This is a genomic window from Xanthobacter cornucopiae (assembly GCF_043195065.2).
Classification (GTDB): domain Bacteria; phylum Pseudomonadota; class Alphaproteobacteria; order Rhizobiales; family Xanthobacteraceae; genus Xanthobacter.
In genome coordinates this window covers 2,323,406-2,350,371 of record NZ_CM195531.1, presented here as the reverse complement: position 1 = coordinate 2,350,371, position 26,966 = coordinate 2,323,406, and the positions used below count along the sequence as shown (strand labels likewise).

The window sequence follows — 26,966 nt, the reverse complement described above, 5'->3', positions numbered from 1 at the left end:
TACGGTCGCCTGCTTGCCGCCGCCGCTGCCGCATTTTTGCGCAGCGGCGGCGGCCGGCCTCACTGATCCAGGGTTTCGGTCTCGACGATCTCGATGCCGAAGCCGCCCAGGCCCACATAGGTGCGGGCCTTGGAGGCCAGGAGGCGGATGGAGACGATGCCGAGGTCGCGCAGGATCTGCGCGCCCAGGCCCACCTCGCGCCAATGGCGGTCGCGCTCCACCTCGCTGGAGGACTTCTCCCCGGCGCCGAGCGCCGAGGCCGGCACGCCGGCGGTGCCGTCGCGCAGATAGACCAGCACGCCGCGGCCCTCGGCCTCGATGCGCTCCAGCGCCTTCTGGATCGACTTGCCGCCGCCGAAGGCATCGGCGATGGGGTCGGCCCGGTGCAGGCGCACCAGCACCTTCTCGCCGTCGCCGATGCGGCCCTTCACCAGGGCCAGATGATTCACCACGTCGAACGGGGTGGTATAAGAGTAGCCCTGAAGCTCGCCGACGCAGGTGGGCACGGGGAATTCGGCCGCCCGCGTCACCAGCTTCTCGCGCGCCTGGCGGTAGGCGATGAGATCGGCCACCGAGATGCGGGTCAGCTTGTGGGTGTCAGCGAAGGCGGTCACCTGGGGGCCGCGCTGCACGGTGCCGTCGTCATTCACCAGCTCGGAGATGACGCCCACCGGCGGCAGGCCGGCAAGGCGGCACAGGTCCACCGCCGCCTCGGTGTGGCCGGAGCGCATCAGCACGCCGCCTTCCTTGGCGATGAGCGGGAACACGTGGCCCGGCCGCACGAAATCCGCCGCGCCCATGTTGGGATTGGCGAGCGCGCGCACGGTGTTGGTGCGCTCTTCCGCCGAGATGCCGGTGGTGGTGCCGTGCTTCACGTCGATGGAGATGGTGAAGGCGGTGCCGAGCGGGGCGTCGTTGTTGGACACCATGGGGTCGAGCCGCAGGCGCTTGGCCTCCGACGGCGGCAGCGGCGTGCAGACGATGCCCGAGGTGTTGCGGATGATGAAGGCCATCTTCTCCGGCGTCGCCAGCGAGGCGGCGAGGATCAGGTCGCCTTCGTTCTCCCGGTCGTCGTCGTCGGTCACGACAATGATCTCGCCACGGGCGAAGGCTTCGATGGCAGCTTGGACGCGGGACTGCGTGCTGTCGGTCACGGGGACACCTCGGAGACTTTGCGGAGGTAGACCGAGGAAGTCGTTGGGGGTTACCTCGTGGCCGGTGGCCTCTGCGATCCGCCCGGCCGTCTCGCGGGAGATCCAGGCCTTCTCGTCATTGCACAAGGCGGTGACGCTGGCGGGGGACAACCCCACCTGCCGCGCGAACGCGCTCCGCTTGGTGCCGGTGCTCGAAAGCCAGTCCGCGAGCTTCATGGGGCGAGCATATCATCGCTGATTTCACTGGCAATGAAATTATCTGAAATTCAGTATTGCTGAAATTGGCGCGGGTTTCAGCCGATCGAGGCAGATGGAGGCCGGCGCGCGCGGCCCGGCCCGGCCCAATCATGGGCCTTGCGCCGGCCCGACCCCACGGCCAAGCTGGAGCGGGGCATGGGATGGGGGCGGACGATGAGGGGCTGGCTTGCCGACCATTGGGTGACCGGGGCGCTGTTCATGAGCGGGGCCCTGTTCGCGCTGGCCCCGCTGTTCCCCGGCGGGGCGGAGCGGGTGATCTTTCTCGCCGGCCCGCTCTACATGGCGCACCAGGTGGAGGAGCATTGGGGCGACCGCTTCCGCCGCTTCGTCAACACCCGCGTGTTCGGCGGGGTGGAGGCGCTGACCGTGGCCGACGTGCTGTGGATCAACCTGCCCGGCGTGTGGGGCATCAACCTGGCCGCGCTCTATGCGGCGCGCCTGCTGGCGCCGGGCTGGGGGCTGGCGGCGATCTATCTCATCGGCCTCAACGGCCTTGCCCATGTGGCCATGGCGGTGCGCCTCAGGGCCTATAATCCCGGGCTGTGGAGCGGGGTGGCGCTGTTCGTGCCGTTCGGCCTGCTCGGCCTCGCCATCGTGCCGGGCACCCTGGCCCAGCATCTGTTCGCGCTGGCGGTGGCGCTGCTGGTGCACGGCGCCATCCTGGTGCGGGTGAAGCACAATGCCGCCCGCGGCCGTCCGGTCCCCGGCGGCTTCAGCGGCTGAACGGCCAGTGCGGCGTCTCTCCCACCTGGCCGCGATGGCGCAGCAGGTGGTCGGCCAGCACGCACCACACCATGGCCTCGCCCACCGGCACGGCGCGGATGCCCACGCAGGGGTCGTGGCGGCCCTTGGTGAGCAGGTCGGTTTCCGCCCCGAACTTGTCCACCGTCCGGCGGGGCGTGAGGATGGACGAGGTGGGCTTGACCGCGAACCGCGCCACCACCGGCGCCCCGGTGGAAATGCCGCCCAGGATGCCGCCGGCATGGTTGGCCAGGAACTGGGGGTGCCCCGCGTTGCCGCGCCGCATCTCGTCGGCATTGTCCTCGCCGGTGAGGCGGGCGGCGTTGAAGCCCTCGCCGATCTCCACCGCCTTTACCGCGTTGATGCCCATGAGGGCGCTGGCGAGATCGGCGTCGAGCTTGCCATAAAGCGGCGCGCCGAGGCCGGGCGGCACCCCTTCCGCCACCAGCTCCACCACCGCGCCCACCGAGGAGCCCTTCTTGCGGATGCCGTCGAGATAGTCGCTCCACACCGGCACCGTCTCGGCGTCGGGGCAGAAGAAGGGATTGTTGTCCACCTCGGCCCAATCCCAGCGGCCGCGGTCGATGGCGATGTCGCCGATCTGGGTGAGGGCGCCGCGCACGGTGACGCCGGGCAGCACCCGGGCGGCGATGGCCCCCGCCGCCACCCGTGTCGCCGTCTCGCGCGCCGAGGAGCGGCCGCCGCCGCGATGGTCGCGGATGCCGTACTTGATGTCATAGGTGAAGTCGGCGTGCCCGGGCCGGTAGGCGCCGGCGATGTCGGCATAGTCCTTGGAGCGCTGGTCCACGTTCTCGATCAGCAGCGCGATCGGCGTGCCGGTGCTGACGAGGCCGCCGTCGGGATGCTCCAGCGTGCCGGACAGCACCTTCACCGCATCCGGCTCGCGGCGCTGGGTGGTGAAGCGCGACTGGCCGGGCCGGCGCCGGTCGAGGGCGGCCTGAATGTCCGCGACGTCGAAGCGCAGGTTGGGCGGGCAGCCGTCCACCACGCAGCCGATGGCCGGCCCGTGGCTTTCGCCGAAGGTGGTGACGCGGAAAAGATGCCCGAACGTGTTGAAAGACATGACGCGGCCTTGTGTTCTGTCGGGGTTGCATAGACGAGGATGGCGCCGATGGAAATCGCCGCGCGCCATCGTCGGTCCCGCTTGGAGGTACTCAGGCCATGGTCATCCACGGGACGGGTCCCACAAGCCGCTTCGAGTGTGCTATGGAGGGGATGACGGAGCCTCATTTCCCGCCATGCCTCTTCTTGAAATTCTCATTGTCGTCGCCCTGGTGCTGTTGAACGCGGTGCTTGCGGCGGCGGAGCTGTCCATTGTCTCGTCGCGGCCGGCACGGCTGAAACCCATGGCCGATCGCGGCCAGCGCGGCGCCCAGGCGGCGCTGGCGCTGGGGGCCGAGCCCGGCCGCTTTCTCTCCACGGTGCAGATCGGCATCACCCTCATCGGCATCCTGGCCGGCGCCTTCTCCGGCGCCAGCCTCGGCGCCCAGCTCGGCGACACGCTGCGCGATGCCGGCGTGCCGGTGGGCGTGGCCGGGCCGGTGGGCTATGCCACCGTGGTGGCGGCCATCACCTATGTGTCGCTGGTGATCGGCGAGCTGATTCCCAAGCGCCTGGCACTGCAGAACCCGGAAAAGCTGGCCTGCATGGTGGCTCCGGCCATGATCACCCTGTCGAAGGTCTCGGCGCCGGCGGTGTGGGCGCTCGACGCCTCCACGCGGCTGGTGCTGCGGCTGCTGGGGGAGGGCTCGTCCGGCGCCAACGGTGTGACCGACGAGGAAATCCGCGCCATCATCACCGAGGCCGAGACCGCCGGCGTCATCGATCCGGCGGAGCGGCGGATGATCTCCGGCGTGATGCGCCTCGCTGATCGGCCGGTTACCGCCATCATGACGCCCCGGCCCGACGTGGAATGGGTGGACATCTCCAAGAGCCCCGACGCGGTGCGCGCCGAGCTGCTGGAGACCCCCCATTCGCGCCTGCCCGCCTGCGAGGGCTCGCCGGAGGAGACCATCGGCGTCATCCAGGCCAAGCGCGTGCTCGACGCCTATCTGAAGGGCGAGAATCCCGACCCGCGCGACTTCGTGCAGCCGGCGCCGTTCCTGGTGGAGACCGTGGGCGCCCTGGAGGCGATGCGCATCCTGCGCGGCTCGCAGGTGCCCATGGGCATCGTTGTGGACGAATACGGCGACATGGTCGGCGTGGTCACCGGCTACGACCTGCTGGACGCCATCACCAGCACCGTGCCGGTGGACACCCAGGAGCAGCGCAACGTCATCGAGCGCCAGGACGGCTCCTATCTGGTGGCGGGCGACGCGCCGGTGGACGAGCTGATGGAAATCCTCGACGTGAATATTCCGGTGGACCATGACTTCCACACGGTGGCGGGCTTCGTGCTGTCGCACGTCAAGGAGTTGCCGGAGGAGGGGCAGGTCTTCCACGCCCACGGCTGGCGCTTCGAGATCGTCGACATGGACGGGCGGCGCATCGACAAGCTGCTGGTCTCGCGCCCCCACGTGCTGCACCGGCAGAAGGCCGCCGACGGCGAGTGAGGCGCGCCCCCGGCTCCGCTCCTGGAGCGGAGCCGGGGGCGCCGCCGCGTGTCAGTCGCGCCGGGCGAGCGACCGCAGGAAGCCCTGGTATTCGTCGGTCAGCTCCATGTCCACGGCCGGGGCCATCTTCAGCAGCATGTTGGCGATGAAGGCCTGGTCGTTGCGCGGGTCCTCCAGCGCCTCGCGCAGCACCGGCACGCTGTCCTCGATGTGGGCGAGGAAGGCGATGCCCTTCTCCTGGGTCTCGGTGAACTTCTCCCGGGTCCAGCGCGCGAGCGGGAACATGATCTCGTGCACGAAGTTCGACTTGCGCGCCTTCTCGAAGAAGCGCAGCCCGGCGCTCCAGTTCTCCTTGGAGCGCATGGGCGGCGGGGGGAGGTCGCCGGCCAGCATCTTCTTGCCGGCCTGACCCACGAAGTCCTCCAGGGTCTGCGGCGCGTCGATCTGGGCGCGGAAATGCCAGAGCGCGAAATTGCCCGGATACTCCTTGCCCATGCTCTCGACGAAGGCGGCTTCCACCCTGTCCACGGCCGCCTTGTCGCCCTTCAGCGCCGCCGTCATGCAGAAGGCGAACACGGTGTCGTTGCCCACCGTGTGCACGCCGCCGGTGGCGAGCTGCTGGGGGCTCAGGGGCGGGGTCTTGCCGTCCACCGGGGCCACCGGCTCGCCCGCGCGCTGGGCCATGATGTAGGTGGTGATCTCCAGCCAGCCCAGGTAATTGGCGATGAAGGCCTCCGGGTCCACGTGCACGATGGCCAGGTTGAGGGGCATCTTGCGCTTTTGCAGCTCGGCCATGTCGGTCATGGAAATCCCCTGAAACGAGAGAACGAAGGGTTGAAAGAAAGCCACGTCGGAAAGGCACGCGGGCGCATTTGGCCGCGCCGCCCCGCCGGACCCGCGTCGCCTTCGCGACAGCCCGGCCCGAACAGCCTGACGCAGCAAGAAAAATGCCAAGGGAGGGCCCGCCAGGGGGCGAGGGGCCAGCAGGGCGTTGCCGGGTGGCGGCGTGGCCTGCGGAGGCGGGCTTCAGCGGCGTGCGCCAGCCCCGGAGAGACGGCGGTCCGGTGCCGGGCCGGCGTCAGTCGGCGACGGCGAATCGCCCGCCGGACACCACATAGACCGCGCCCTGGCGCACCGGCAGCGCGGCCGCCTCGTCCGGCGGCATGCCGGCCAGCACGTGCAGGGCCGCGCGGATGACGCCGCCGTGGGAGACGATGACGGCGTCGCCCGGCAGCGCCTCGATGGCGCGGGTCACCCGTTGCGACAGGTCCACGTAATTCTCGCCCTCGGGCGGGGTGAAGGTCCAGGGGTGGAGGTCGCGCCGGCGCACCGCGTCGAAGTCGCGGCGTCGCAGCTCCGGCCAGGTCTGTCCTTCCCAGCGGCCGAACGAGAGCTCCGCGAAGCGGATGTCGGTGGCGAATTCGTGCGCCGGCAGGTCGAGGCTGGTGCGCAGGATGCGCATGGTCTCGGTGGCGCGCACCAGCGGGCTGGAGACGAAGGTGAGCGCCTGCGGCGCGCCTGCGAGCTGGTGCAGGACGCGGCCGACGCGGCTGGCCTGGATGCGGCCGAGGGCGTTCAGTGGCACGTCGCGGCGGCCCTGCAGGCGGCCGGCCACGTTCCAGTCGGTCTCCCCGTGGCGGACCAGGAAGAAGCGACGCGGCGCGGCGGCGGCATCGGCGGGGGCTGGCGGCGTCGAATCGGCTGGCGGGCGGGTGGAGGAGGTCATGGGCGGCCCGCCGCCGCGGATGCCGTTCGCCGTTCGCCGGGCCGGGAGCCCGGGCCCGCAGGTCGAGCCGTTCGCCCGCGCGGCGCCGCGGCGGCCATCAGCGGGCGGGCACCGGGACGACGTGGTCGTACCACGCGCCGAGGGTGGGATAGGTGACGCGCAGCGTCACGCTCTGGTTGGCGGCGCGGCGGCCCTTGACGCTCACCACCGCGCCCTTGGCCGGGCGGCCGACGCAGGGGTTGGCGGCGCCGCCGTCGGTGCCGGTTGCGACGAACGGGCCATAGGCCACGCTGACCTTGGCGCCGGGCGGTGCGGCGAGCACCTTGATCGTCGGGACCTGGCTCTGCTGGCACAGGAAATCGACAGTGCCGGCGGCGAAGACGGCGCCTTTCGGCAGGCCGGCGCGCGCGCCTTCTCCGGTGACATAGGCGATGCCGGGCTGGCTCGGCGTCACATAGTTCGGGAAGAAGGCGCCGCCCGGACCCAGGATGCGCTCGCGCAGGGGGTACTGCTCCAGCGTCGGCAGGCTCTGCGCGCCGGCGCCGGTTGCCGCCGCGCCGAGGGCCAGCGGCAGCGCCAGGGCGGCGAGGGCGAGGCGCAGGTCGGTCCGCATCATCGGTCTCCTGTTCGCGCGGGCGATCACGCCGCGTCGCGCGTTCGGCTTGCTCCGGTCCGGCTCAGTCGCGCACCAGCGCGAGGTCCGGCGCGTCGGGGTGCTTCATGCCGACGATATGATATCCGGCGTCCACATGGTGAACCTCTCCGGTCACACCCCGCGACAAATCGGACAGCAGGTAGACGCCGGTGTCGCCCACCTCGTCGGTGGTGACGGTGCGGCGCAGCGGCGAGTTCAGCTCGTTCCACTTCAGGATGTAGCGGAAGTCGCCGATGCCGGAAGCCGCCAGCGTCTTGATGGGGCCGGCGGAGATGGCGTTCACGCGAATCGCCTTGGGGCCGAGGTCAGCGGCAAGATACCGCACCGAGGCTTCCAGCGCCGCCTTGGCCACGCCCATCACGTTGTAGTGGGGCATCCACTTCTCGGCGCCGTAATAGGTGAGGGTGAGCAGCGAGCCGCCGTCCGTCATCAGCTTCTCCGCCCGCTGGGCGATGGCGGTGAAGGAATAGCAGGAAATGAACATGGTCTTGGTGAAATTGTCGGCCGTGGTGTCCACGTAGCGGCCGTCCAGCTCGTCCTTGTTGGAGAAGGCGATGGCGTGGACCACGAAATCCAGGGTGCCGAACAGCCGCTCGGTCTCGGCGAACACGGCGTCCAGGGTCTCCGGCTCCGTCACGTCGCAATGGCCGACGAGATGGCCGCCGAGCTCCGTGGCCAGCGGCTCCACCCGCTTCTTCAGCGCCTCGCCCTGGTAGGTGAGGGCGACCTCGGCGCCATGGGCGCGGGCCGCCTTGGCGATTCCGTAGGCGATGGAGCGATTGTTGGCCACACCCAGGATCAGCCCGCGCTTGCCCTTCAGAAGACCGCTCGCGAAACCGTCCGTCGCCATTTGCCCATACTCCGCATTCTCAAGCCATTGATGCCGCGCGGGCCAACTCCGGAACAGGGGAGACGCTCTCGGGCCGGCTTCCTATGACATGGGGCCATCCACCGTTCAAGCGAGCAAGGTTCAACTTGGCACTTGCGCCCCGGCAAAAACCCATGCTAGACGCTCAGCCCTGGCCACGGAGTGTAGCGCAGTCTGGTAGCGCACCACGTTCGGGACGTGGGGGTCGCAGGTTCAAATCCTGCCACTCCGACCAGCTAAGCTTCGCTTAGAAATCCAGTCCTGCCCACGGGGACGGATCATCGGGACCTGATCCCGCTTTCTCACCGCTCTTCCACAGCTCATCTTATTCGCCATGGCCCTGGCTACGCAGCTGGCTCGTCTTCGCGCTGCGGCGGCGGGCGTGTTCGGCGCGGCGTGCGCGCCAGCGGCCGCCATATCGCGCCATCGTGGCTTGGCCCGGCGCGGCGACAGGCTGGCCTTCAGGGCGGTTTCGGCGCCCGGGGCGGGCCGCTGCGCGATCACGGGCGGACCGATCGCGGAGGGGGACGCGGTGCCCCGGCGGGTTGATTCTCCAGGGGGTGTGCATCCGCGCGCGGTCCCCTGTGGATGCGCCGCCGTGCGAAGGCGGTGCGCTCCGGCGTCATCGGGGTGATTCGATGCCCTGCACCGCCGTGCTCGGGCCGGATCGGGGATCGGTCGCCAATGATCCTGCGGTGACCTTGATCCTGCGGAGGCCATCACCGCATGCTGTCGGCGTGCGAACCCGGCGGGCGGTGCCCCCGGGGTGGGCGGCAGGTCAATGGCGGGCGGCGCGGTTCCGGCGCCTGGGTGCTTCCCCTCCGGGGGCGGCCCCGGCTGGGCATCGGGCGGCCCGCGGGCCCGGCCGATGCCGGCGGGATCGGCGCGGCGCGCGGATGCGGTGTGCGCTGCCGCCGTGCCCGGCGCGTCCCGGTCCTTGGCATGCCCGCTCGATGGAGCGGGCGGCGGGCTAAAAGAAGCGGATGGGGTCCTGCGGGCCCTCAGGCAGTTGCCCGGGTTGGCGTTGCAGGCGCTCGAGGCGGTCGAAGATCTCCCGGAGCCGGGCTTCCACCCGCAGCATCCAGAGCAGTGCCACCACGGTGACGACGGAAAAGATCGCGGTCGTCATGGGTCTTGTCCTCACGTTCCGAAGCGCCGCGCGGGCGGCGGGCTTGAGCGGTCGACGAACATGCCATTCCGCCGGATACGCGGGCGGTCGTGCCCCAGGTTGCAGGAGTTCTGGGAACCGATCAATCGTATTTATCACAGAACATTTCCGGCCCGTCGCCGGCGAAGGGCGCTGATTCGGAGCCGCCGGGCGGGGCCTCAGGCCAGGAGAATGCGGCACGGTTCCGAAAGGCTGTAGCGCATGGGCGCGAAGCGCTGCCACAGCCGTGTCATGTCGTCGATGCCGAGGTCCTCGCGCATCAGCTGAGCCCGGCGTCCCGCCACCGCTGCCCCATCCAGCTCCAGCGCGCGGGCCGCCGCCGCCAGCGCCTCCGCGGTGAGCACGGGCGCGCCCTGAAGCGTGGCGGCGACCCGCCCCATGAGCCGGTGCACGGCCAGGTCATGGGGGCCGAAGGCGCCGATGAGCACCCGCAGCGCCCAGCCCGCAGAAGGGGGCGTGGATGTCGCGGGGCGAGGCCGCGCGTCCTGTCCGAGAATCGGCGCCAGCGCGTGGAGGTGCACGAACACGCCGTGCTCGGGCGCCCGCCACGGCGAGCTCACCAGCGCCGTCGGCGCGCCTGGCAGGTCGGCGATGGCATGCTCCACATGGGCGCGCAGGGCCTCCATGGCGATGGCCGGCAGGTCCGCTTCCGACATGGGCTCTCTCCTCCTTGCCGCCGGCGGGCCGGCCCGGCGATCAGCAGGCGCTGCGCAGGCGCCACGCGGCCAGGGCGAAGGCGCCGCAGGCCGCCGCCGCGAACAGGGCGAGGCCATGGGCATGGAGCTGCATGGAGATGCCCGCGCCCAGCGGCCCCACCAGGGCGCCGAGGCCCCAGAACAGGCCGCCCACCGCATAGATGCCCACCAGGTCGCCGCCCTTGAAGCGGGCGCCGACGATGGTGATCATGATGGTGTAGATGCCGACAAAGGCCCCGCCCCACACGAACAGCAGGGCATAGGTCGCCACCTCGTGGCCGAGCGCCAGCGGCCACACTGCTGCTCCGGCGGCCGAGACCGCCGCCAGGGCGATCACCAGCCGCCGCCGGTCCACGGTGTCGCCGAGCCAGCCGATGGGCAGCTGCAGCACGATGGCGCCCACCATCATCACCGACATCAGGCGCGTGGCGTCCTGCTCGCCCCAGCCCAGCCCGATGGCATAGAGGGCGAGGAAGGACAGCCCGGCGGTCTCGATGGCCGCGTTGAGCGCGGTGGCGGTCAGCGCCAGCGGCGCGAGGCGCAGATAGTGCACCGGCGAGCCGACCGTGGGTTCGTCGAAATGCGGCGCCGGCACCCGGGGCGAGGCGACGAACACCGCCGCCGCCAGGCAGGCGATGGCGCCGATGAGATAGGGCAGCACCCCCGCCGTTCCCACCAGGGACAGGATGAACGGCCCCAGCGCCAGCCCCACCGACAGCGCCGCCGTGTAGGCGGCCATGGCGCGGGCGCGGGTGTTCTCGGTGGAGAGCGCGTTGATCCAGGTCTCGGAGGTGACGAACAGGGCCTCGGCGGCCATGCCCAGCAGCAGGCGCAGCGGGAACCACAGCCAGATCGCCGGCATGTAGGGAAAGGCCAGCAGGGTGAGCGCGGACAGCACCACGGAGCCGAGGATGACCCTGCGGGCACCGACACTTGCCACGATGCGCGGCAGCAGCATCGCCGTGACCAGCACGCCCACCGCATGCATGGCGGCGTTGGCGCCGATGAGCGCCTCCGACAGGCCGTGCTGGGCGAGGCCGAACGCCACCAGCGGCGCGCTCAGGGAGTAGGTGAGCCCGAACACCGCGGCGGTGGCGATCACCGCCCCGCGCGCGAGGATGTGGCCGGCGGGCGCGGGGCCGTCTTCGGTCGCGGCGTCGGGCGCGGTCATGGGGTGCTTTCCTCGGCGGTGGTGGGGCGGGGGCGCCGGCTGACGCGGCGCAGGAAATCACGCAGCCGGACCGGCCAGGAGGCGGTGTTCGGCTCGACGATGCGCTTGAGCGTGCGGGCATAGTCGAGCACCAGGCCCGGGGTCCAGCTCATGGTTTCGGCGCGCGAGCGGATGTAGGCGGCGGCCCACAGGTCCGGGTTCAGCAGCAGCAGGCCCAGGCGCAGCCAGGGCAGGCGGGTGGCGACCGCGCCTTCGAGGGCCGAATCAAGCGCGGCGGCCACCGCCACCGAGCAGTTGCGATTGGTGAGGTTGTAGGTGTCTTCCTGGCGGTAGCCGGCCCAATAGGCGCGCAGGCGCCGCCCGTCATAGGTGTGGAACTGGACCTTCTGGTCGGCCTCGCACCAATTGGCGGCCTCGTGGGCATAGGAGGGCTGGAAGCGGCCGCGCACGTTGTTTTCCACGGAGGCGCGCAGGATGCGCGCGAACTGGCCGGAATCGCGCTCGATCTCTTCCGCGGGGTAATGGGAAATGTAGACGTCGGGCGCCAGCTCCAGCGCCGAATGGCCGGTGGAGATGGCGCCGCTGGCATCGACGGCGGCGATGTAGCGGTCGATCAGCAGCCGGCGCCCGCGCACGTCCGCCGAGCCCACCGGGGTCCAGACATAGACCGTGAGGGGCACCTCCTGGCGCGTCAGGCGGGGCGGCGCGTCGCTGTCGTCCTCCACCAGCACCGGCGCGTTGTCATACCAGTTGCGGCGGGCGAACAGCGGCAGCGCGAGGATGGCGACCTCGTCCAGATGGGTGCGTAGCATCAGGCTGGTGCGCAGAATCACCCAGCCGCTCAGCAGCAGCAGCAGGCTGATGCACAGCGGCACGTTGAGGGCGTTGGAGATGGGCCAGTTGGTGACGATCAGCACGGACAGCACCAGCTCGGCGCCGCCGATGATGGCCATGAACCGCCATTGCGGAAACCGGATCACCGCCGAGGAGGCGATGCGGGCGGCGCCGTCCACGGCGAAGGCGAGGCCGAACAGGATCGCCACCGCCGTGTCGTTGTGGAACTGAAGGTCGGCGATCATCAGCCCGAGCACGACCAGCAGCGCGGAGCGCACGAACGCGAATGCCCTGCCGGTGCCGCCCGCGGCGCCGAGGCCGATGAACAGGCCGATCACCCCTTCCAGCAGGAAGACGTATCCAAAGACCTGCGTGGTGACGGAGGACACGCCGTCCACCAGGTCGGCGAGGATGAGCGCCGCCAGGCTCAGAAGCAGCACGGCGATCAGGAAGAGAACCCACCACCGCCGGCGCAGCGCGCGCGCGCCAACGAGGATGAAGGCCAGCTGCACCATCGGTCAGGTCTCGAAATCATCAACGGGCAAGGACGCACCATGGGCCGGGAGCGTGGGCGAGCGCAACTGCGAACGGGCCCGGCATCGCGCTGATCCCCGCGCCATTCCGCAGGGCGGGACCGGTGTCCCGCCCTGCGGCCACCCTCACAGGATGGTGCCGTGCAGGAACAGCCAGGCCACCGAGAAGTAGATGACGATGCCGGTCACGTCCACCAGGGTGGCGATGAACGGGGCGGAGGCGGTGGCCGGATCGAAGCCGAGCCGCTTGAGCGCGAACGGCAGCAGCGAGCCGGTGAGCGAGCCGAAGGTGACGATGCCGATCAGCGCCGCGCCGATGGTGGCGGCCAGCAGCTTCCAATACTCGCCATAGTCAAAGATGCCGGCTTCCTGCCACACGACGATGCGGATGATGCCGATGACGCCGAGGATGGAGCCGAGCACGATGCCGGTCGGCAGCTCGCGCAGCGCCACCCGCCACCAGTCCTTCAGCTTCACCTCCTGCAGGGCGAGGGCGCGGATGATGAGGGAGGTGGCCTGGGAGCCGGAATTGCCGCCCGAGCTCATGACCAGCGGGATGAACAAGGCGAGCACGATGGCCCGCTCCAGCTCGTCCGCGAACACCTGCATGGCGGAGGTGGTGAGCATTTCGGAGAGGAACAGCACGCACAGCCAGCCGGCGCGCTTCTTGATCATCTGCACGAACGAGATGTCGAGATAGGGCTCGTCGATGGCCTCCATGCCGCCCATGCGCTGGACGTCCTCGGTCTGCTCCGAGATCATGGCGTCGATGACGTCGTCCACGGTGACGATGCCGATGATGTGGCCGGTGGTGTCCACCACCGGCACCGCCAGGAAGTCGTATTTGGAGATGGTGCGCGCCACCTCCTCGCGGGACAGGGTGGGCGCCACCGTGATCGGGGCATAGGGCTGCGCCACGGTCAGGATGTTGGCGTCCGGCACGCCGGAGATCAGGCGGCGCAGGGTCACGGTGTTGACGAGGCGCCGTGTCACCGGCTCCAGCACGTAGATGGCGTAGATGGTCTCGCGGCTGCTTTCCACGGCGCGCACGTGGTCGAGGGTCTGCTGCACGGTCCAGTCGGACGGCACGCTGACGAACTCGGTGGTCATCAGCGATCCCGCCGTGCCCTCCGGGAAGGTGAGCAGGTGGTCGATGGCGGCGCGGGTGTCGGCGGGCAGGCCGTTGCGCAGGCGGGCACGGGCGTCGTCCTCCACCCAGCGCAGCACGTCGGCGGCGCGGTCGGCGGACATGCCCTCCAGCAGCGCCACCGCCTTGTCCTGGGGCAGCGCCTCGATCACCTCGCAGGCGTCGTGGAACTGGGGCTGGTCCAGCACCTCCACCGCCCAGGCCAGCGGCATGGCGGCGACGATGCCGGTGGCTTCCTCGAGCCGCTTGCTGTTGAGGAATTCGACGATGTCGGCGACGTGCTCGTGGCCGAGGCGGCCGGCCAGCGCATTCGACGCGGTTGCCGCCACCGCTTCGCTGCTGAATTTGCCCAGGTTCATCCCCATTCTCCCCCGTGGAGCCCGACCCGCGAACGCGCTGCGCGCCGCAGCATCGATGACGCTGCGGCGGGTATCCTGCGATCTCTAATCTGCGGTCGATGACAGTATCAAATCACCGCAAGCCGGTGCCGCGACCGGATCGCGGCGTTCGGCCCTAGACCACCTTGAACGTGCCGTCGTCCTGGAGGATCTCCAGGCGCCCGGTGGCGACGCCGAAATAGGCGCCGTGGAGTTCCAGGTCGCCGGCCGCCACGCGCTCGGCCACCCAGGGGAACGAGCCGAGGTTGGACAAGGAGAGCCTGACGCAGCACTGTTCGCAGAAGCGCTGGCGCTCGGCGCCCGGCAGGCCCGAGGCCTCGGCCTGGCGCCGGGCCGGCTCGGCGATGGTCATCCATTCCACCACGAAGTCGCGGGCCTCCGGCGGGGCGCCGTCCAACAGGGCGTGCACGCCGCCGCACTGGGCATGCCCCATCACCACCACATGCTTCACCTTCAGCACCCGCACCGCGAACTCGATGGCGGCCGAGGTGCCGTGATAATTGGCGTCGGGCTTGTAGGGGGGCACCAGGTTGGCCACGTTGCGGACGATGAACATCTCGCCCGGGCCGGCATCGAAGATCATCTGCGGATCGACCCGGCTGTCGGAGCAGGCGATGACCAGCGTCTCCGGTCGCTGTCCCTTGGCCGCGAGCTGCTCGAACACCTGCTTGCGCTCGGGCCAGGACACTTCCCGGAAGCGCTCGTAGCCCGCGATCAGATCATCCACCGGCTCTCTCCTTCTTGTCATATGTGGGCACGGAAAGCCCGCGCGCGGCGCGCGTCAAGGGCCGGCGCGCCAAGTTTTCGCGCCGCGCAAGGCCGCCGGGGATGGACCGCGCCCGCATGCCCCGGCGTGCCGCTTGCCTACCGCATTGGCGAAAATGGTCAAGAATTAATCACCTGCACGCAAGGTGAGCAGTGTGGGGGTATTTTGGTGTGGCCGGCTTGAGCGTCGCGCGGGGGTGGCGGAGGTGCCCGCGCCGGTTTGCGGCGCCCTACGGCCTCGTGTGCCCCTTGGCATGGCGCTTGCTGCCGCGAGGCGGCCCTGTCCGGGACCGGAGCGGTCCGACGGGCGGAAGATCACCGAAAGGGAGATGGGAATGCTCCGTTTGTTCAAGAGCGCGACGACGGGATTGAGGCGGCTTGCCGCCGCGACGGCCCTGGTGGGCGCGGCGGCGGGCACCCTGGCCGGCGCTGGCGGCGCGGCACGGGCGGAAGAGACCATCAAGGTCGGCGTCCTGCATTCCCTATCCGGCACCATGGCCATCAGCGAGACCACGTTGAAGGACGTGATGCTGATGCTCATCGAGGAGCAGAACAAGAAGGGCGGCCTGCTCGGCAAGAAGCTGGAGGCGGTGGTGGTGGACCCGGCCTCCAACTGGCCGCTGTTCGCCGAGAAGGCACGCGAGCTCATCACCAAGGACAAGGTGGCGGCGGTGTTCGGCGCCTGGACCTCGGTATCGCGCAAGTCGGTGCTGCCGGTGTTCAAGGAATTGAACAACATCCTGTTCTACCCGGTGCAGTACGAGGGCGAGGAGAGCGAGCGCAACGTGTTCTACACCGGCGCCGCGCCCAACCAGCAGGCGATTCCGGCGGTGGACTACCTCGCCAACGAAGAAAAGGTCGAGCGCTGGGTTCTGGCCGGCACTGACTATGTCTATCCCCGCACCACCAACAAGATTCTTGAGGCCTACCTGAAGTCCCGCGGCGTGAAGGCCGAGGACATCATGATCAACTATACGCCGTTTGGTCATTCCGATTGGCAGACCATCGTCGCCGACATCAAGAAGTTCGGCTCTCAGGGCAAGAAGACCGCCGTGGTGTCCACCATCAACGGCGATGCCAACGTGCCGTTCTACAAGGAGCTGGCGAACCAGGGCATCAAGGCCACCGACATTCCGGTGGTCGCCTTCTCGGTGGGCGAGGAAGAGCTGGCCGGCATCGACACCAAGCCGCTGGTGGGGCACCTGGCGGCCTGGAACTACTTCATGTCCATCGACACGCCGGAGAACAAGGATTTCATCGCCAAGTGGCACGCCTTCACCAAGGACCCCAAGCGCGTCACCAATGATCCCATGGAGGCCCACTACATCGGCTTCAACATGTGGGTGAAGGCGGTCGAGAAGGCCGGCACCACCGATCCCGACAAGGTGATCGCGGCGCTGCCGGGCATCAAGCAGGCCAACCTTACCGGCGGCATCTCGGAGATGCTTCCGAACCACCACATCACCAAGCCCGTCTTCATCGGCGAGATCGAGGGTGATGGCCAGTTCGACGTGGTGTGGAAGACCAAGGAGCTGATCCCGGGCGAGGCGTGGTCGCGCTACCTCGAAGGCTCCAAGAACCTGGTGGCCGACTGGGTGAAGTACAATTGCGGCAACTTCGACACCACCAAGAACGTCTGCCTCGGCGCCGCCGCCAAGTGAGGGGCGCGAGCGGCGTGTCTGCGTGACGCGCGCCGGAGCGCGTGATGTCGCCTGGATGACGCAGCGGCCGGACGCTCCCGCCGTTCGCCTCGGGTGATCCCGGTCTGCCTCCCGGTGGGGGTTGGCCGGGTGGAGGCGAGGGGTCCCTTTCGTGCCGCAAAGCTCTTGGCGGCGCGGCGGGGCCCACACCCGGCCCTCTCCCCCCTGCCCGGGGAGAGGGCGCAGGCCGGTCCCGGCCGCTCCCTCACCCCGCCGCGGCGTCGTAGCCCGTCGCGCGGGGCGGGGGACAGGCGGGGCTGGGGATCGCGGACGGCGGATGGAACGCGGGCGGAGGGTTCCGGCCCCCGCTCGGGTCCCGCCCTCCGCCGATTGGGTTTGCGTCGCGCCCGGCTTCGCGCGAGTTCCGCTCCGCGCCGCCCGGATGCCTGCCGGTGATCGGACGGCTCGCGTCCCAGGGGCTGCGCATCCCGAGGGCGTCGGCGTCGAAGGGACGGCGCCGCCGGAACTCGCGCCGTGTCTCTTGTGCGCCCTGTTTTGCGCGCCCCGTCTTGCGCGCCCCGTCTTGCGCGGACCATAGGCCCGCGCCGGCCAAGGTTTCGTCGCGGGCCCCATCGGGCGGCTCGCCCCCCGCTTCAGCACCGGATGTGACGCCCATGCCCCTTGCGATCCCGCCCATCGAGTGCCGGTCCGCCCGCAGGCGCCGCCCGCGACCGGCGGAGGCGAGGACGGCGTGGCGGCGGATGGCCGCCGCGAGCGCCCTGGTCGCGTCGGCGGGCCGGGCCTGGGCCGCGGCATGGGCGGCGACAGGGGCGGCGACATGGGCCGCGCGGCTCGCCACCCTGCTCGCGGTGCTGCTCTGCGGCCTGCTGACCGTGGCCGGAGCGCGGGCGCAGACGCCGCCCGATCTGTCCGGCGTGGTGGCGAAGTTCGCCAGCGACAGCTATTCCGATACCGCCGACGCGCTGGTGGCCTTGTCCGCCAGCGGTAGCCCCCGGGCGGCGGTGATCGTCGCCGCCCTGGCCGAGGGGCGGCTGATGTTCGATCCCGCCACCAAGGCGGTGTTCATCCGCGCCGCCGATGGCGCGCTTGAGGACGCGGCCACCGGCGGCCCTGTGGCATCCGCGCCGCCGGGCCTTGCGCCGGTGCGCGCCAACAACCGGGTGCGGCGCGCCATCGAGGCGGCGGCGGGCGCCCTCTCCCTGCTCGACCCGGACCCGGCCCGCCGGCGCGAGGCTGCGGCCGCGGTGTTCAAGTCGCGCGACCCGGCGGCGCTGGCGACGGTGGAGGCGGCGCTCGCCCAGGAGCGGCAACCGGAGGCGAAGGCGGCGCTGGCGCAGGCGCGCGCCGCCATCCTCATCGGCAAGGCGGACGCACCGGAGGGCGAGCGGGCGGCGGCCGTCGCCCTCATCGCCGCGCGCGGCGACCAGGAGGCGCTGGGCCTGCTGCGCACCGTGCCGGCGGATGCCCCGCCGGCGGTGACCGCCGCCGCCGCCACCGGCATCGCCGCCATCGAGCGCAACCTGAAGTTCTGGGGCGTGGCGCAGAACGTCTGGTACGGCCTGTCGCTGGGCTCGGTGCTGCTGCTCGCCGCCATCGGCCTCGCCATCACCTTCGGGGTGATGGGGGTCATCAACATGGCCCACGGCGAGATGGTGATGCTGGGGGCGTACACCACCTTCGTGGTGCAGGACGCCATTCGCACCTCGGCGCCGCACCTGTTCGACTGGTCGCTGGCCATCGCGTTGCCGCTGGCGTTCCTGTTCACCGCCCTGGTGGGCATCCTCATCGAGCGCACGGTGATCCGCTTCCTCTACGGCCGGCCGCTGGAAACGCTGCTGGCCACCTGGGGCGTGTCGCTGATCCTGCAACAGGCGGTCCGCTCCATCTTCGGGCCCACCAACCAGGAAGTGGGGGCGCCCTCCTGGATGTCCGGGGCGTTCCAGGTGGGACAGTTGTCCATCACCTACAACCGATTGTGGATCATCGTGTTTGCGCTGCTGGTGTTCTTCGCCCTGCTGCTGGTGCTGAAGCGCACGCCGCTCGGCCTCTATGTGCGGGCGGTCACCCAGAACCGGCGCATGGCGGCGGCCATGGGCATCCGCACCGGGCGCATCGACGCGCTCACCTTCGGTCTCGGCTCCGGCATCGCCGGCATCGCTGGGGTGGCGCTGTCGCAGATCGACAATGTCAGCCCCAACCTCGGCCAGGGCTACATCATCGATTCGTTCATGGTGGTGGTGTTCGGCGGGGTGGGGAACCTCTGGGGCACCCTGGTGGGCGCCTTCACGCTTGGCATCGCCAACAAGCTGCTGGAGCCGTTCGCCGGCGCGGTGCTGGGCAAGATCATCCTGCTGGTGGCCATCATCCTGTTCATCCAGAAGCGCCCGCGCGGCCTGTTCGCGCTCAAGGGCCGGGCGGTGGAATCATGAGGAGCATCATCGACCGCACCGGCGGCATCTTCCTGGTCCTCGTGCTGGCGGCGGCGGTGCTGGTGCCGGCCTCGAACCTGCTGTTGCCGCCCGGCCATCCGCTGCATGTGCCGGACTACATGATCCCGCTGCTGGGCAAGTACCTCGCCTATGCGCTGCTGGCGGTGGCGGTGGACCTGGTGTGGGGCTATTGCGGGGTGCTCTCGCTGGGCCACGGCGCCTTCTTCGCGCTCGGCGGCTATGCCATGGGCATGTACCTCATGCGCCAGATCGGCCCGCGCGGCGTCTACGGCAATCCCGAGCTGCCGGATTTCATGGTGTTCCTGAACTACAAGGAACTGCCCTGGTTCTGGCACGGCTTCGACCTGTTCCCGTTTGCCCTGCTGATGGTGGTGGCGGTGCCGGGGCTGCTGGCCTTCGTGTTCGGCTGGCTGGCGTTCCGCTCGCGGGTCACCGGCGTCTATCTCTCCATCATCACCCAGGCCATGACGTTCGCGCTGATGCTGGCCTTTTTCCGCAACGACATGGGCTTCGGCGGCAACAACGGCCTCACCGATTTCAAGGACATTCTGGGCTTCTCCATCCAGGCGCCGTCAACCCGTCTGGTGCTGTTCGTGGCCTCGGCGCTGGCCTTGGCGGGGGGCTATCTCATCTGCCGGGCGCTGGTGACCTCCAAGTACGGCAAGGTGCTGGTGGCGGTGCGCGACGCGGAAAGCCGCACCCGCTTCCTCGGCTACCGGGTGCAGAACTACAAGCTGCTGGCGTGGGTGCTGTCGGCCATGCTGGCCGGGGTGGCCGGCGCGCTCTATGTGCCCCAGGTGGGCATCATCAATCCCGGCGAGTTCGCGCCGGCCCAGTCCATTGAAATGGTGATCTGGGTGGCGGTGGGCGGGCGCGGCACCCTGGTGGGCGCGGCCCTGGGGGCGCTGCTGGTCAATGCGGGCAAGACCTGGTTCACCGGCATGCTGCCAGAGGCGTGGCTGTTCGCCCTCGGCGCCCTGTTCGTGGGGGTGACGCTGTTCCTGCCGAGAGGCGTGCTGGGCCTGTGGTCGCAGCTCTCCGAACGCTGGCGCCGGCCGGCCCCCGCCGCCCCCGCGGCCAGCCCGGCGGAGTGAGCCCCATGAGCCTCACCCCCACCCCCCTGAACGCCAAGACCCTCGCCGCCAAGTCGCTGGCCGGCGCGCCGGCGCCCGGCACCATCCGCGCGCCCGCGCCGGAGGTGGTGAAGTCGCCCGGCGCCCTGTCGCTGGAGGCGGACGACGCCCAGCTGGCGGCGGCGCGCCCGGGGCGCAACCCGCTGGCGCTGACCTCGGCGCTGCTCTATCTCGACGCCATCACCGTCTCCTTCGACGGCTTCCGGGCGCTCAATGCCTTGTCCCTCGTCATCGGCGAACGGGAGATGCGGGCCATCATCGGCCCCAACGGCGCCGGCAAGACCACCATGATGGACGTCATCACCGGCAAGACGCGGCCCAACAGCGGCACCGCCCTGTTTGCCGGCATCAACGACCTCACCGCCCTGGACGAGGCGGCCATCGCCCAGCTCGGCATCGGCCGCAAGTTCCAGACCCCCACCGTGTTCGACATGCACACGGTGGAGGACAACATTCTGCTGGCGGTGAAGGCGGACCGGCGGGCCTTCGCCAACATCCGCTGGCATCGCACCCCGCACGAGGCGGCGCGGGTGGACGAGTTGTTGGAGCGGGTGCGTCTCCAGGACCACCGCCGGCGCCGCGCCGGCGACCTGAGCCACGGCCAGAAGCAGTGGCTTGAGATCGGCATGCTGCTGGCGCAGGAACCCCGCCTGCTGCTGGTGGACGAGCCCGCCGCCGGCATGACCGACCAGGAGACCGCCGACACGGCCGTGCTGCTGAAGGAGATCGCCAGGACCCGCGCGGTGGTGGTGGTGGAGCACGACATGCAGTTCGTGCGCGACCTCGACGTGAAGGTGACGGTGCTGCATGAGGGCTCGGTGCTGGCCGAGGGCCCGCTCGACCAGGTCAGCGCCGACCCGCGTGTCATCGAAGTGTATCTGGGAAGGTGAGCGCGCCATGCTGAAGGTGGAGAATCTCGACCTCTATTACGGCGCTGCCTACACGCTGAAGAAGGTGTCGGTGACCGCCGAGGCGGGCAAGGTCACCTGCGTGCTCGGGCGCAACGGCGTGGGCAAGACCTCGCTGCTGCGGGCCATCGTCGGGCAAAGGCCCATCGCCGGGGGGGCGATCACCCTGGGCGGGGAGGAGATTTCCCGCCTCTCCACGCCCGATCGCGCGGCGCGCGGCATCGGCTTCGTGCCCCAGGGGCGCGAGGTGTTCCCGCTGCTGTCGGTGAAGGAGAACCTGGAGACCGGCTATGCTCGCCTCGCGTCACGCGACAGGTTCATTCCCGACGAGGTGTTCGAGCTGTTCCCGGTGCTCAAATCCATGCTCAAGCGGCGGGGCGGCGACCTGTCCGGCGGCCAGCAGCAGCAATTGGCCATCGGCCGGGCGCTGGTGACGCGGCCGCGCCTGCTGCTGCTGGACGAGCCCACCGAGGGCATCCAGCCCTCCATCATCAAGGACATCGGCCGCGCCATCTCCTACCTGCGCGACAAGGGCGACATGGCCATCGTGCTGGTGGAGCAGTATTTCGAGTTCGCGCGCGAGCTTGCCGACAGCTTCATCCTGATGGACCGCGGCGAGGTGGTGGCATCGGGCGAGGGCAGCGGCCTGCACGGGGACGACGTGCGCCGCCTGATGGCGATCTGAGGGCAGGCGGCCGGTGCTCCCGCGCGTCGGTGATGGCGCGGGCGGTCCCGCTCCGGGTTCCGGCGGGGAGTGTCGTTCGCGCCGCGCCCGGTCGCGGCGGCCCGTGCGGCGGCGGCCTGGACGGAGACATCGCCGCCACCTCCTCGGGGACGATGGGGACGCGGCGGGCAGGCGCCCGTGACGCCCCGCTTGAGGCCGATCCGGAGGCCGGGAGCGGCCCCCGGCCGCGGATGGGCGCGGGCTGGATATTGTCTCCGGCGGGATGACACAGAAAGGCCCGTGAGCGTGACTCGTGGGCCTTTGGTCAAGCCTGCGCGGCGCTTGAGCGGACCCGCTTGGCACCGGTCGAAGCTTGGCACCGGTCGAAGATCGCGGCCGATGGTATAAGGTGGCATCGGGAAGCGATCCCGGAGGATGAGATGACCCGCGCCACCACCATTGTTCGCCGCCCGGCCGTCCGCGATGAGCGGGTCGTGGACGAGCTGACCCTCGATCATCGGGCCCGGTTCGGCCGGAGCTTCGCTTTCACCACCGACGCGGGGCTCGCCGTCCAGCTCGACCTCGACAAGGCCACGGTCCTCGACGATGGGGACGCGGTGAAGCTGGAGGACGGCAGCCTGGTCCGCGTCAAGGCCGCGACCGAGCGCCTGATCGAGGTGCGCACGCCGAGCCCGCAACGGCTGCTGCGCGTGGTCTGGCACCTGGGCAGCCGTCATGTGCCGGTGGAGCTTACGGAGGATGCCGTTTATTTTCCCGAAGATGCCGCGCTGAGCGAACGGGTGCGTGGATTCGGCGTCAGCGTCACGGCAGTGGCACGCGCCTTCCGCCCGGAGAAGGGCGCCCTTGAAGCGGCAGGCGACGCGCACGGCGATGGGGTGCACGACCATGCCCATCACGATCATGGGCACTCCGATCACGGGCACGGGTCGGCGGCGTCGGCTGCGGGCGGACATGTCCATGGGCCCGGCTGCGGGCACGATCACGGCCATGACGCGCACGACCATGCCCATCACGATCATGGGCATTCCGATCACGGGCACGGGTCGGCGGCGTCGGCTGCGGGCGGACATGTTCATGGGCCCGGCTGCGGGCACGATCACGGCCATGACGCGCACGACCATGCCCATCACGATCATGGGCACTCCGATCATGGGCACGGGTCGGCGGCGTCGGCTGCGGGCGGACATGTTCATGGGCCCGGCTGCGGGCACGATCACGGGCATGGAGCGCACGACCATGCCCATCACGATCACGGGCACTCCGATCACGGGCACGGGGCGGCGGCGTCGGCTGCAGGCGGGCATGTCCATGGGCCCGGCTGCGGGCATCGGCACGGCTGAAGCTGGGGGCAGCTTTCGGCGCGCGTGACGGTCTTCAGGGGGCGGGCGTCCAGGGGTGTCCAGGGGCGTCGCTCGCCGCCGCGGGCTCGGGGCCAGCCGGTCGTGGCCGCGCGTGCGGGATGATCTGCGCCGGGTTGGCACGGCGGGAGCGCCATGGCGCGCGCGGGGGCGGCGGCAGCGGGTGCGCGTGCATCCATCACGCGATGCCCGGGGCGGCCAGGTTTCGCCGCGCCTTCGCCCCTCCCCAGCGCCACGCCGGCGCACGTGGGAACAGGCTGGAGCGGGCAGGGGACTGCCCTCCGGTTCGCTCAGGCGGCGCATGGGCGTGATTGAAGCCGTGCGCGTCGTGCCGACCGGTGTCCGCCGCGGCTTTCCTTCCGCAGCTCTGTTGGCACCATTTTCTGGCACCACTTTCTTGGCACCACTTTCTTGGCACCAATTGCCCGGCGTTGACGGGGAAGCGCCCTCTTCCGGCAAGCGATCGCCAGAATCGTCATCGCCCCCCGTTACTGCGTGTGCGCGCCCATGCGGGCGGCGGGCCCGGGCCGGGATGGTGCCGCCGGCCAGCGGCTGAGGGGGCACTTGCCTCGGCTGGGGACTTGTCCCGGCTGGGTCTTTGCCCCGGCCGGGCGAGTGATCCGCCCGATGGCGCTGCGCCCTCAGCTCTTGGGGTGACTCAGCACTCTGTCTGGTTCAGCTTTTGGGCTTGCAGGCGGCCTCGAACTTGGCGAGTGCCTCGCCGACCCCGGAAAGGCTGACCTTCTGCTTGGCGCCCTTCACCTCGACGGACAAGGTGGCGCCGCCCTTTGCCAGCGCCTTCACGTCGGCGATCCTGGCGGGGGCTTCCACGTCCACGTTGGTGTTTTCCTCATTGCCCACGGCCTTGCCCTTGAGCGTCTTCTTGACGCTGCCGGCCGCCAGGGTGAGGGTGGCGGCGGCCTCCCGCTCCAGGCCCTTGGAGCCGATCTGGCTCTGCGCGGTCACCGCGTCCGAGCCCGGCTTGCAGACGAAGAACAGCAGAACCTCGTCGGTCTCGGGCACGCCGAAGACCAGCGCGGCGCTGTCCTCGGTCTCCTGGGTGTGCCAGGTCATCTTCTGCTGGGCGGCGGCCGGCAGGGTCAGCGCGAGGACGGTGGAGAGGGCGATGAGCGGACGGAGCATGGGATGTTCCTTTGGATCCGGCGCGGATCATAGTGGCTGTCGCGGGAAGGTGAAGGCCCGGCGCCGCCTCCGGGTGCCCGCGGGCGGGTCATTCTGAAACGAGGGTTAACCGCCGGGCCGGCGCGCGCTCCGGCCCGGCGGAAAAGGGCTGCCCGATCCGGCCGCGCGGGGCGACGGGCAAGGGATCGGCATCACCGCCGCGTCAGGCAGCCCTTGCGGAAGTCCGGCAGCTTCGCCCGGGCGCCCGCCAGGGGAAAGCTGGCGGTGGTGCCGGGGGCGCGCACGGTCAGGGTTTCGCCGTCGGCGAACAGGTCCAGCACGCGGTCTTCCAGCGACACCGCCGCCTCCGCCACCACCAGCCCGTCGGTGGCGCCGCGAAAGGTGGAGGCGGCCAGTTCCAGCCGCCTCTTGCCGGCGGCCAGCGACAGCGCCACGCCGTCGCCGGAGCGAATCTTGGTGGAGGCCACCTCCACCGTGAATTGCAGCAGGCCGGCCCCGGGCTGGCAGGCCACGGCGAACACCGGGTCGCCAATGCCGGGGGCGCCGAAGCGCAGGCTGGTGGTCTCGTCGGTGCGCGCCAGCAGCCACACCCGGTTGTCCTTGGGACTGTCCGCGCGCTTGGGCGCCTTGCCCTTGGCGGCCTCCCCGGTCGCAGCCGCGACGGCAGAGGACAGGCTGAGCGCGAGGGCGAAGGCGATGAGCGGCCAGCGGGGCGCGGGCCGGGCCGGTTTGGACTGGAGGTGCTGTTGCATGGTCCCAGGATTCCGTCGCATGCCAACACCCCGGCCGGAGGATCTCCCCCGCCCAGGTGGCATCCGATCGCCAATTTGCTTCCCCCGCGTGCATGGCATATCACGGCGGCCGCCCGTTCGCGACCGCACAAGGTATGGTTTTGCGTCGCGGCATGGCCGTTGGCGCGGTCATATGTATTATTATACCGTAGGCGGGCCGTGGGGCCGAAGCGGGGCGCCCATGCGCATTGATCGACTTCTTGTGGAGCGCGGCCTGTTCGAGAGCCGCGCCCGGGCCCAGGCGGCGGTGGCGGCCGGGCTGGTGCGGGTGGACGGCGTCGTGGTCGCCAAGCCGGCCCAGGACGTGGCCGACGATGCCTGCATCGAGGCTTCCGACGTGCATGGGTTCGTCTCGCGCGGGGGGCTGAAGCTCGAAGCCGGCCTGAGGGCGTTCGGCATCGAGGTCGCCGGCCGGGTGGCGCTGGATGTGGGCGCCTCCACCGGTGGCTTCACCGACGTGCTGCTGCGCCAGGGCGCCCGCCATGTGTTCGCCGTGGACGTGGGGCGCGACCAGTTCCATGCCAGCCTGCGCGGCCGGCGGGAGGTGAGCGTGATGGAGGAAACCGACATCCGCACCCTCGACCGCGCCGCGATTCCGGTGCCGGTGGGCCTAGTGGTGGTGGATGTGAGCTTCATCTCGCTCCGGCAGGTGCTGCCGGCGGCGCTCGCCTTCGCCGCCTCCCACGCCCGGCTGGTGGCGCTGGTGAAGCCCCAGTTCGAGGCCGGGCGCGCGGCGCTGAAGAAGGGCATCGTGCGCGATCCCCAGGTGCGCGAGGTGGTCTGCGCGGCGGCGGCGGACCTGGTGACCGGCCTCGGCTGGCGGGTGATGGGGCTGGTGCCCTCGCCCATCGCCGGCGGCGACGGCAATGTGGAATATCTGCTGGGGGCTGAACGTCCGTGAGCGTGCCGATGCTGGATCTGGTGGTGCGCCGGGTGGGCGCTCAGGGCGACGGCGTCGCCGAGGGGCCGGGCGGCCCGGTGTTCGTGCCCTATGCCCTGGCCGGCGAGCGGGTGCGCGGCACCCTGGAGGGCGATCGGCTGCGCCTTGCCGAGGTGCTGGAGCCGAGCCCGGAGCGGGTGGCGCCGGCGTGCGTCCATTTCGGCCGCTGCGGTGGCTGCCTGACCCAGCATTGGCGGCTGGATCCCTATTTTGCCTGGAAGCGGGCCCTGGTGGCGGAGGCACTGGCGCGGGAGGGGCTCGAAGCGGAGGTGGCGCCGCTGGTGGATGCCCACGGCGAGGGCCGCCGGCGCGTCATTTTCCATGCCCGCCAATATGGCGCCGAGACGGTGGTGGGCTTCGCCGAGCGCAAGTCCCATGCCATGGTGGCGCTGGAGGGGTGCCCGGTGCTGGCGCCGGGGCTGTCCCGGGCCCTGCCGGCGGCGCAGGCGGTGGCGCGGGCGCTGGCGCCGCTGAAGAAGCCGCTCGACCTGCAGGTGGTTGCCACCGACACCGGGCTCGACATGGACGTGCGCGGCTCCGGCCCGCTGCCACCCAAGCTCTTGACGGAACTCGCCGCCCTGGCCGAGCGCTTCGATTTGGCCCGGCTCACCCGCCATGGGGAACTGGTGCTGCAGCGCGCCGCCCCGGCGCTGGCCATGGGCGCGGCGCGGGTGGAGTTGCCACCCGCCGCCTTCCTGCAGGCCACGGCGGCCGGCGAGGCGCATCTTGCCCACGCCGTATGCGCGGCCACCGCGGGCGCGCGGAAGGTGGCAGACCTGTTCTCCGGCGTCGGCACCTTCGCGCTGCGGCTGGCGGCGACGGCGCGCGTGTTTGCGGCGGAAAGCCACGCCCCGGCGCTGGCGGCGCTGGTGAAGGCGGCCCATGCCCCCGGCCTGAAGGCGGTGAGCGGCGAGGCGCGGGACCTGTTCCGCCGGCCGCTGATGGCCCAGGAGCTCAGCGCCTTCGACGCCGTGGTGATCGATCCGCCGCGCCAGGGGGCGGAGGCGCAGGCCCGCGAGCTGGCCGCCGCCAAGGTGGGCCGGCTGGTCTATGTGTCCTGCAACGCCACCACCTTCGCCCGCGATGCCCGCATCCTGGTGGCGGGCGGCTGGCGCCTCGGCGGCGTGACGCCGGTGGACCAGTTCCGCTACTCGCCCCATGTGGAGCTGGTGGCGGTGTTTGATCGCTGAGTATAACCTGAATTTTGTGTG

At 70.5% G+C, this 26,966-nt stretch carries 24 protein-coding genes and 1 tRNA gene; 11 read left to right on the top strand and 14 right to left on the bottom strand.

Going from position 1 to position 26,966, the window contains the following annotated elements:
* Positions 1 to 59 precede the first annotated feature (59 nt).
* Positions 60 to 1,370, bottom strand: coding sequence for a 3,4-dihydroxy-2-butanone-4-phosphate synthase (gene ribB / locus V5F53_RS10460; RefSeq protein ID WP_393996374.1), 1,311 nt, complete (start codon positions 1,368 to 1,370; stop codon positions 60 to 62).
* A gap of 195 nt (positions 1,371 to 1,565) precedes the next feature.
* Here ribB and V5F53_RS10455 point away from each other — a divergent pair, with 195 nt between their 5' ends.
* Positions 1,566 to 2,135 (top strand): HXXEE domain-containing protein, encoded by a 570-nt coding sequence (locus tag V5F53_RS10455; protein ID WP_393996373.1) that lies wholly within the window; start codon positions 1,566 to 1,568, stop codon positions 2,133 to 2,135.
* Here V5F53_RS10455 and aroC read toward each other — a convergent pair.
* On the bottom strand, positions 2,125 to 3,237 hold the full coding sequence (gene aroC / locus V5F53_RS10450) for a chorismate synthase (protein ID WP_393996372.1): 1,113 nt from the start codon (positions 3,235 to 3,237) through the stop codon (positions 2,125 to 2,127). The two genes, V5F53_RS10455 and aroC, sit on opposite strands and share 11 nt — an antisense overlap.
* A gap of 175 nt (positions 3,238 to 3,412) precedes the next feature.
* Between aroC and V5F53_RS10445 the strand changes: the two genes are divergently transcribed.
* Positions 3,413 to 4,726: a hemolysin family protein gene (locus V5F53_RS10445; RefSeq protein WP_393996371.1), complete on the top strand. Its 1,314-nt coding sequence runs from the start codon at positions 3,413 to 3,415 to the stop codon at positions 4,724 to 4,726.
* Between the two features lie 51 nt (positions 4,727 to 4,777).
* Here the strand turns inward: V5F53_RS10445 and V5F53_RS10440 are convergent, their stop codons facing one another.
* The 4 genes from V5F53_RS10440 to fabI all read right to left on the bottom strand — a co-directional run bounded on the left by V5F53_RS10440 (position 4,778) and on the right by fabI (position 7,957).
* Positions 4,778 to 5,530 carry a hypothetical protein gene (locus V5F53_RS10440; protein ID WP_393996370.1) on the bottom strand — a complete coding sequence of 251 codons (753 nt, stop codon included), beginning with the start codon at positions 5,528 to 5,530 and terminating at the stop codon, positions 4,778 to 4,780.
* 274 nt (positions 5,531 to 5,804) lie between these two features.
* Positions 5,805 to 6,452 (bottom strand): histidine phosphatase family protein, encoded by a 648-nt coding sequence (locus V5F53_RS10435; RefSeq protein ID WP_393996369.1) that lies wholly within the window; start codon positions 6,450 to 6,452, stop codon positions 5,805 to 5,807.
* Positions 6,453 to 6,549: 97 nt separating this feature from the next.
* Positions 6,550 to 7,068, bottom strand: coding sequence for a hypothetical protein (locus V5F53_RS10430; RefSeq protein ID WP_393996368.1), 519 nt, complete (start codon positions 7,066 to 7,068; stop codon positions 6,550 to 6,552).
* 61 nt (positions 7,069 to 7,129) lie between these two features.
* Positions 7,130 to 7,957: an enoyl-ACP reductase FabI gene (fabI, locus tag V5F53_RS10425; RefSeq protein ID WP_393996367.1), complete on the bottom strand. Its 828-nt coding sequence runs from the start codon at positions 7,955 to 7,957 to the stop codon at positions 7,130 to 7,132.
* Between the two features lie 176 nt (positions 7,958 to 8,133).
* Here fabI and V5F53_RS10420 point away from each other — a divergent pair.
* Positions 8,134 to 8,210: transfer RNA gene (locus tag V5F53_RS10420), tRNA-Pro, on the top strand.
* Positions 8,211 to 8,945: 735 nt separating this feature from the next.
* Here V5F53_RS10420 and V5F53_RS10415 read toward each other — a convergent pair.
* The 6 genes from V5F53_RS10415 to V5F53_RS10390 all read right to left on the bottom strand — a co-directional run bounded on the left by V5F53_RS10415 (position 8,946) and on the right by V5F53_RS10390 (position 14,648).
* Positions 8,946 to 9,104, bottom strand: coding sequence for a hypothetical protein (locus tag V5F53_RS10415; protein WP_393996366.1), 159 nt, complete (start codon positions 9,102 to 9,104; stop codon positions 8,946 to 8,948).
* Positions 9,105 to 9,301: 197 nt separating this feature from the next.
* Positions 9,302 to 9,799: a Pvc16 family protein gene (locus V5F53_RS10410; protein ID WP_393996365.1), complete on the bottom strand. Its 498-nt coding sequence runs from the start codon at positions 9,797 to 9,799 to the stop codon at positions 9,302 to 9,304.
* 40 nt (positions 9,800 to 9,839) lie between these two features.
* The gene (locus V5F53_RS10405; protein ID WP_393996364.1) at positions 9,840 to 11,009 is read right to left on the bottom strand and encodes an MFS transporter; all 1,170 of its coding nucleotides are present in this window, start codon (positions 11,007 to 11,009) and stop codon (positions 9,840 to 9,842) included.
* The gene (locus V5F53_RS10400; RefSeq protein WP_393996363.1) at positions 11,006 to 12,358 is read right to left on the bottom strand and encodes an HdeD family acid-resistance protein; all 1,353 of its coding nucleotides are present in this window, start codon (positions 12,356 to 12,358) and stop codon (positions 11,006 to 11,008) included. Before V5F53_RS10400 ends, V5F53_RS10405 begins: the two co-directional genes overlap by 4 nt.
* Positions 12,359 to 12,502: 144 nt before the next feature.
* On the bottom strand, positions 12,503 to 13,882 hold the full coding sequence (gene mgtE / locus V5F53_RS10395) for a magnesium transporter (protein WP_393996362.1): 1,380 nt from the start codon (positions 13,880 to 13,882) through the stop codon (positions 12,503 to 12,505).
* A gap of 154 nt (positions 13,883 to 14,036) precedes the next feature.
* On the bottom strand, positions 14,037 to 14,648 hold the full coding sequence (locus tag V5F53_RS10390; RefSeq protein WP_393996361.1) for a carbonic anhydrase: 612 nt from the start codon (positions 14,646 to 14,648) through the stop codon (positions 14,037 to 14,039).
* Positions 14,649 to 15,021: 373 nt separating this feature from the next.
* Here V5F53_RS10390 and urtA point away from each other — a divergent pair, with 373 nt between their 5' ends.
* From urtA to V5F53_RS10360, 6 genes are all read left to right on the top strand, one after another.
* Positions 15,022 to 16,347, top strand: a complete 1,326-nt coding sequence (gene urtA, locus V5F53_RS10385) for an urea ABC transporter substrate-binding protein (protein WP_393996360.1) — start codon at positions 15,022 to 15,024, stop codon at positions 16,345 to 16,347.
* 740 nt (positions 16,348 to 17,087) lie between these two features.
* Positions 17,088 to 18,776: an urea ABC transporter permease subunit UrtB gene (gene urtB / locus V5F53_RS10380; protein WP_393996359.1), complete on the top strand. Its 1,689-nt coding sequence runs from the start codon at positions 17,088 to 17,090 to the stop codon at positions 18,774 to 18,776.
* Positions 18,773 to 19,891, top strand: a complete 1,119-nt coding sequence (gene urtC / locus V5F53_RS10375) for an urea ABC transporter permease subunit UrtC (RefSeq protein WP_393996358.1) — start codon at positions 18,773 to 18,775, stop codon at positions 19,889 to 19,891. The genes urtB and urtC overlap by 4 nt, the downstream gene beginning before the upstream one ends.
* Before the next feature lie 182 nt (positions 19,892 to 20,073).
* The gene (gene urtD, locus V5F53_RS10370) at positions 20,074 to 20,820 is read left to right on the top strand and encodes an urea ABC transporter ATP-binding protein UrtD (protein WP_393996544.1); all 747 of its coding nucleotides are present in this window, start codon (positions 20,074 to 20,076) and stop codon (positions 20,818 to 20,820) included.
* A 7-nt stretch (positions 20,821 to 20,827) separates the two neighbouring features.
* A complete protein-coding gene (gene urtE, locus V5F53_RS10365) occupies positions 20,828 to 21,523 on the top strand; it encodes an urea ABC transporter ATP-binding subunit UrtE (RefSeq protein WP_393996357.1) in 696 nt (231 codons plus the stop codon).
* 419 nt (positions 21,524 to 21,942) lie between these two features.
* Positions 21,943 to 22,863, top strand: coding sequence for an urease accessory protein UreE (locus tag V5F53_RS10360; protein WP_393996356.1), 921 nt, complete (start codon positions 21,943 to 21,945; stop codon positions 22,861 to 22,863).
* Between the two features lie 693 nt (positions 22,864 to 23,556).
* Here V5F53_RS10360 and V5F53_RS10355 read toward each other — a convergent pair.
* A complete protein-coding gene (locus tag V5F53_RS10355; RefSeq protein WP_393996355.1) occupies positions 23,557 to 24,024 on the bottom strand; it encodes a hypothetical protein in 468 nt (155 codons plus the stop codon).
* A 191-nt stretch (positions 24,025 to 24,215) separates the two neighbouring features.
* A complete protein-coding gene (locus tag V5F53_RS10350; RefSeq protein WP_393996354.1) occupies positions 24,216 to 24,776 on the bottom strand; it encodes a hypothetical protein in 561 nt (186 codons plus the stop codon).
* Positions 24,777 to 24,996: 220 nt separating this feature from the next.
* Between V5F53_RS10350 and V5F53_RS10345 the strand changes: the two genes are divergently transcribed.
* Together V5F53_RS10345 and V5F53_RS10340 are read left to right on the top strand one after the other, a co-directional pair.
* Positions 24,997 to 25,716, top strand: a complete 720-nt coding sequence (locus tag V5F53_RS10345; protein ID WP_393996353.1) for a TlyA family RNA methyltransferase — start codon at positions 24,997 to 24,999, stop codon at positions 25,714 to 25,716.
* 8 nt (positions 25,717 to 25,724) lie between these two features.
* Positions 25,725 to 26,945, top strand: coding sequence for a class I SAM-dependent RNA methyltransferase (locus tag V5F53_RS10340; RefSeq protein ID WP_393996543.1), 1,221 nt, complete (start codon positions 25,725 to 25,727; stop codon positions 26,943 to 26,945).
* Positions 26,946 to 26,966 lie beyond the last annotated feature (21 nt).

Excerpts from the sequence above, each read along its gene's own strand:
- ribB (WP_393996374.1), bottom strand. The coding sequence starts at position 1,370 with ATGAAGCTCGCGGACTGGCTTTCGAGCACCGGCACCAAGCGGAGCGCG.
- urtE (WP_393996357.1), top strand. The coding sequence starts at position 20,828 with ATGCTGAAGGTGGAGAATCTCGACCTCTATTACGGCGCTGCCTACACG.
- V5F53_RS10435 (WP_393996369.1), bottom strand. The coding sequence starts at position 6,452 with ATGACCTCCTCCACCCGCCCGCCAGCCGATTCGACGCCGCCAGCCCCC.
- V5F53_RS10400 (WP_393996363.1), bottom strand. The coding sequence starts at position 12,358 with ATGGTGCAGCTGGCCTTCATCCTCGTTGGCGCGCGCGCGCTGCGCCGG.
- V5F53_RS10350 (WP_393996354.1), bottom strand. The coding sequence starts at position 24,776 with ATGCAACAGCACCTCCAGTCCAAACCGGCCCGGCCCGCGCCCCGCTGG.
- fabI (WP_393996367.1), bottom strand. The coding sequence starts at position 7,957 with ATGGCGACGGACGGTTTCGCGAGCGGTCTTCTGAAGGGCAAGCGCGGG.
- V5F53_RS10340 (WP_393996543.1), top strand. The coding sequence starts at position 25,725 with ATGCTGGATCTGGTGGTGCGCCGGGTGGGCGCTCAGGGCGACGGCGTC.
- V5F53_RS10405 (WP_393996364.1), bottom strand. The coding sequence starts at position 11,009 with ATGACCGCGCCCGACGCCGCGACCGAAGACGGCCCCGCGCCCGCCGGC.
- V5F53_RS10355 (WP_393996355.1), bottom strand. The coding sequence starts at position 24,024 with ATGCTCCGTCCGCTCATCGCCCTCTCCACCGTCCTCGCGCTGACCCTG.
- V5F53_RS10415 (WP_393996366.1), bottom strand. The coding sequence starts at position 9,104 with ATGACGACCGCGATCTTTTCCGTCGTCACCGTGGTGGCACTGCTCTGG.
- V5F53_RS10360 (WP_393996356.1), top strand. The coding sequence starts at position 21,943 with ATGACCCGCGCCACCACCATTGTTCGCCGCCCGGCCGTCCGCGATGAG.
- urtA (WP_393996360.1), top strand. The coding sequence starts at position 15,022 with ATGCTCCGTTTGTTCAAGAGCGCGACGACGGGATTGAGGCGGCTTGCC.
- urtB (WP_393996359.1), top strand. The coding sequence starts at position 17,088 with ATGGCCGCCGCGAGCGCCCTGGTCGCGTCGGCGGGCCGGGCCTGGGCC.
- V5F53_RS10445 (WP_393996371.1), top strand. The coding sequence starts at position 3,413 with ATGCCTCTTCTTGAAATTCTCATTGTCGTCGCCCTGGTGCTGTTGAAC.
- V5F53_RS10455 (WP_393996373.1), top strand. The coding sequence starts at position 1,566 with ATGAGGGGCTGGCTTGCCGACCATTGGGTGACCGGGGCGCTGTTCATG.
- V5F53_RS10440 (WP_393996370.1), bottom strand. The coding sequence starts at position 5,530 with ATGACCGACATGGCCGAGCTGCAAAAGCGCAAGATGCCCCTCAACCTG.
- V5F53_RS10345 (WP_393996353.1), top strand. The coding sequence starts at position 24,997 with ATGCGCATTGATCGACTTCTTGTGGAGCGCGGCCTGTTCGAGAGCCGC.
- V5F53_RS10430 (WP_393996368.1), bottom strand. The coding sequence starts at position 7,068 with ATGATGCGGACCGACCTGCGCCTCGCCCTCGCCGCCCTGGCGCTGCCG.
- urtC (WP_393996358.1), top strand. The coding sequence starts at position 18,773 with ATGAGGAGCATCATCGACCGCACCGGCGGCATCTTCCTGGTCCTCGTG.
- aroC (WP_393996372.1), bottom strand. The coding sequence starts at position 3,237 with ATGTCTTTCAACACGTTCGGGCATCTTTTCCGCGTCACCACCTTCGGC.
- V5F53_RS10410 (WP_393996365.1), bottom strand. The coding sequence starts at position 9,799 with ATGTCGGAAGCGGACCTGCCGGCCATCGCCATGGAGGCCCTGCGCGCC.
- mgtE (WP_393996362.1), bottom strand. The coding sequence starts at position 13,882 with ATGAACCTGGGCAAATTCAGCAGCGAAGCGGTGGCGGCAACCGCGTCG.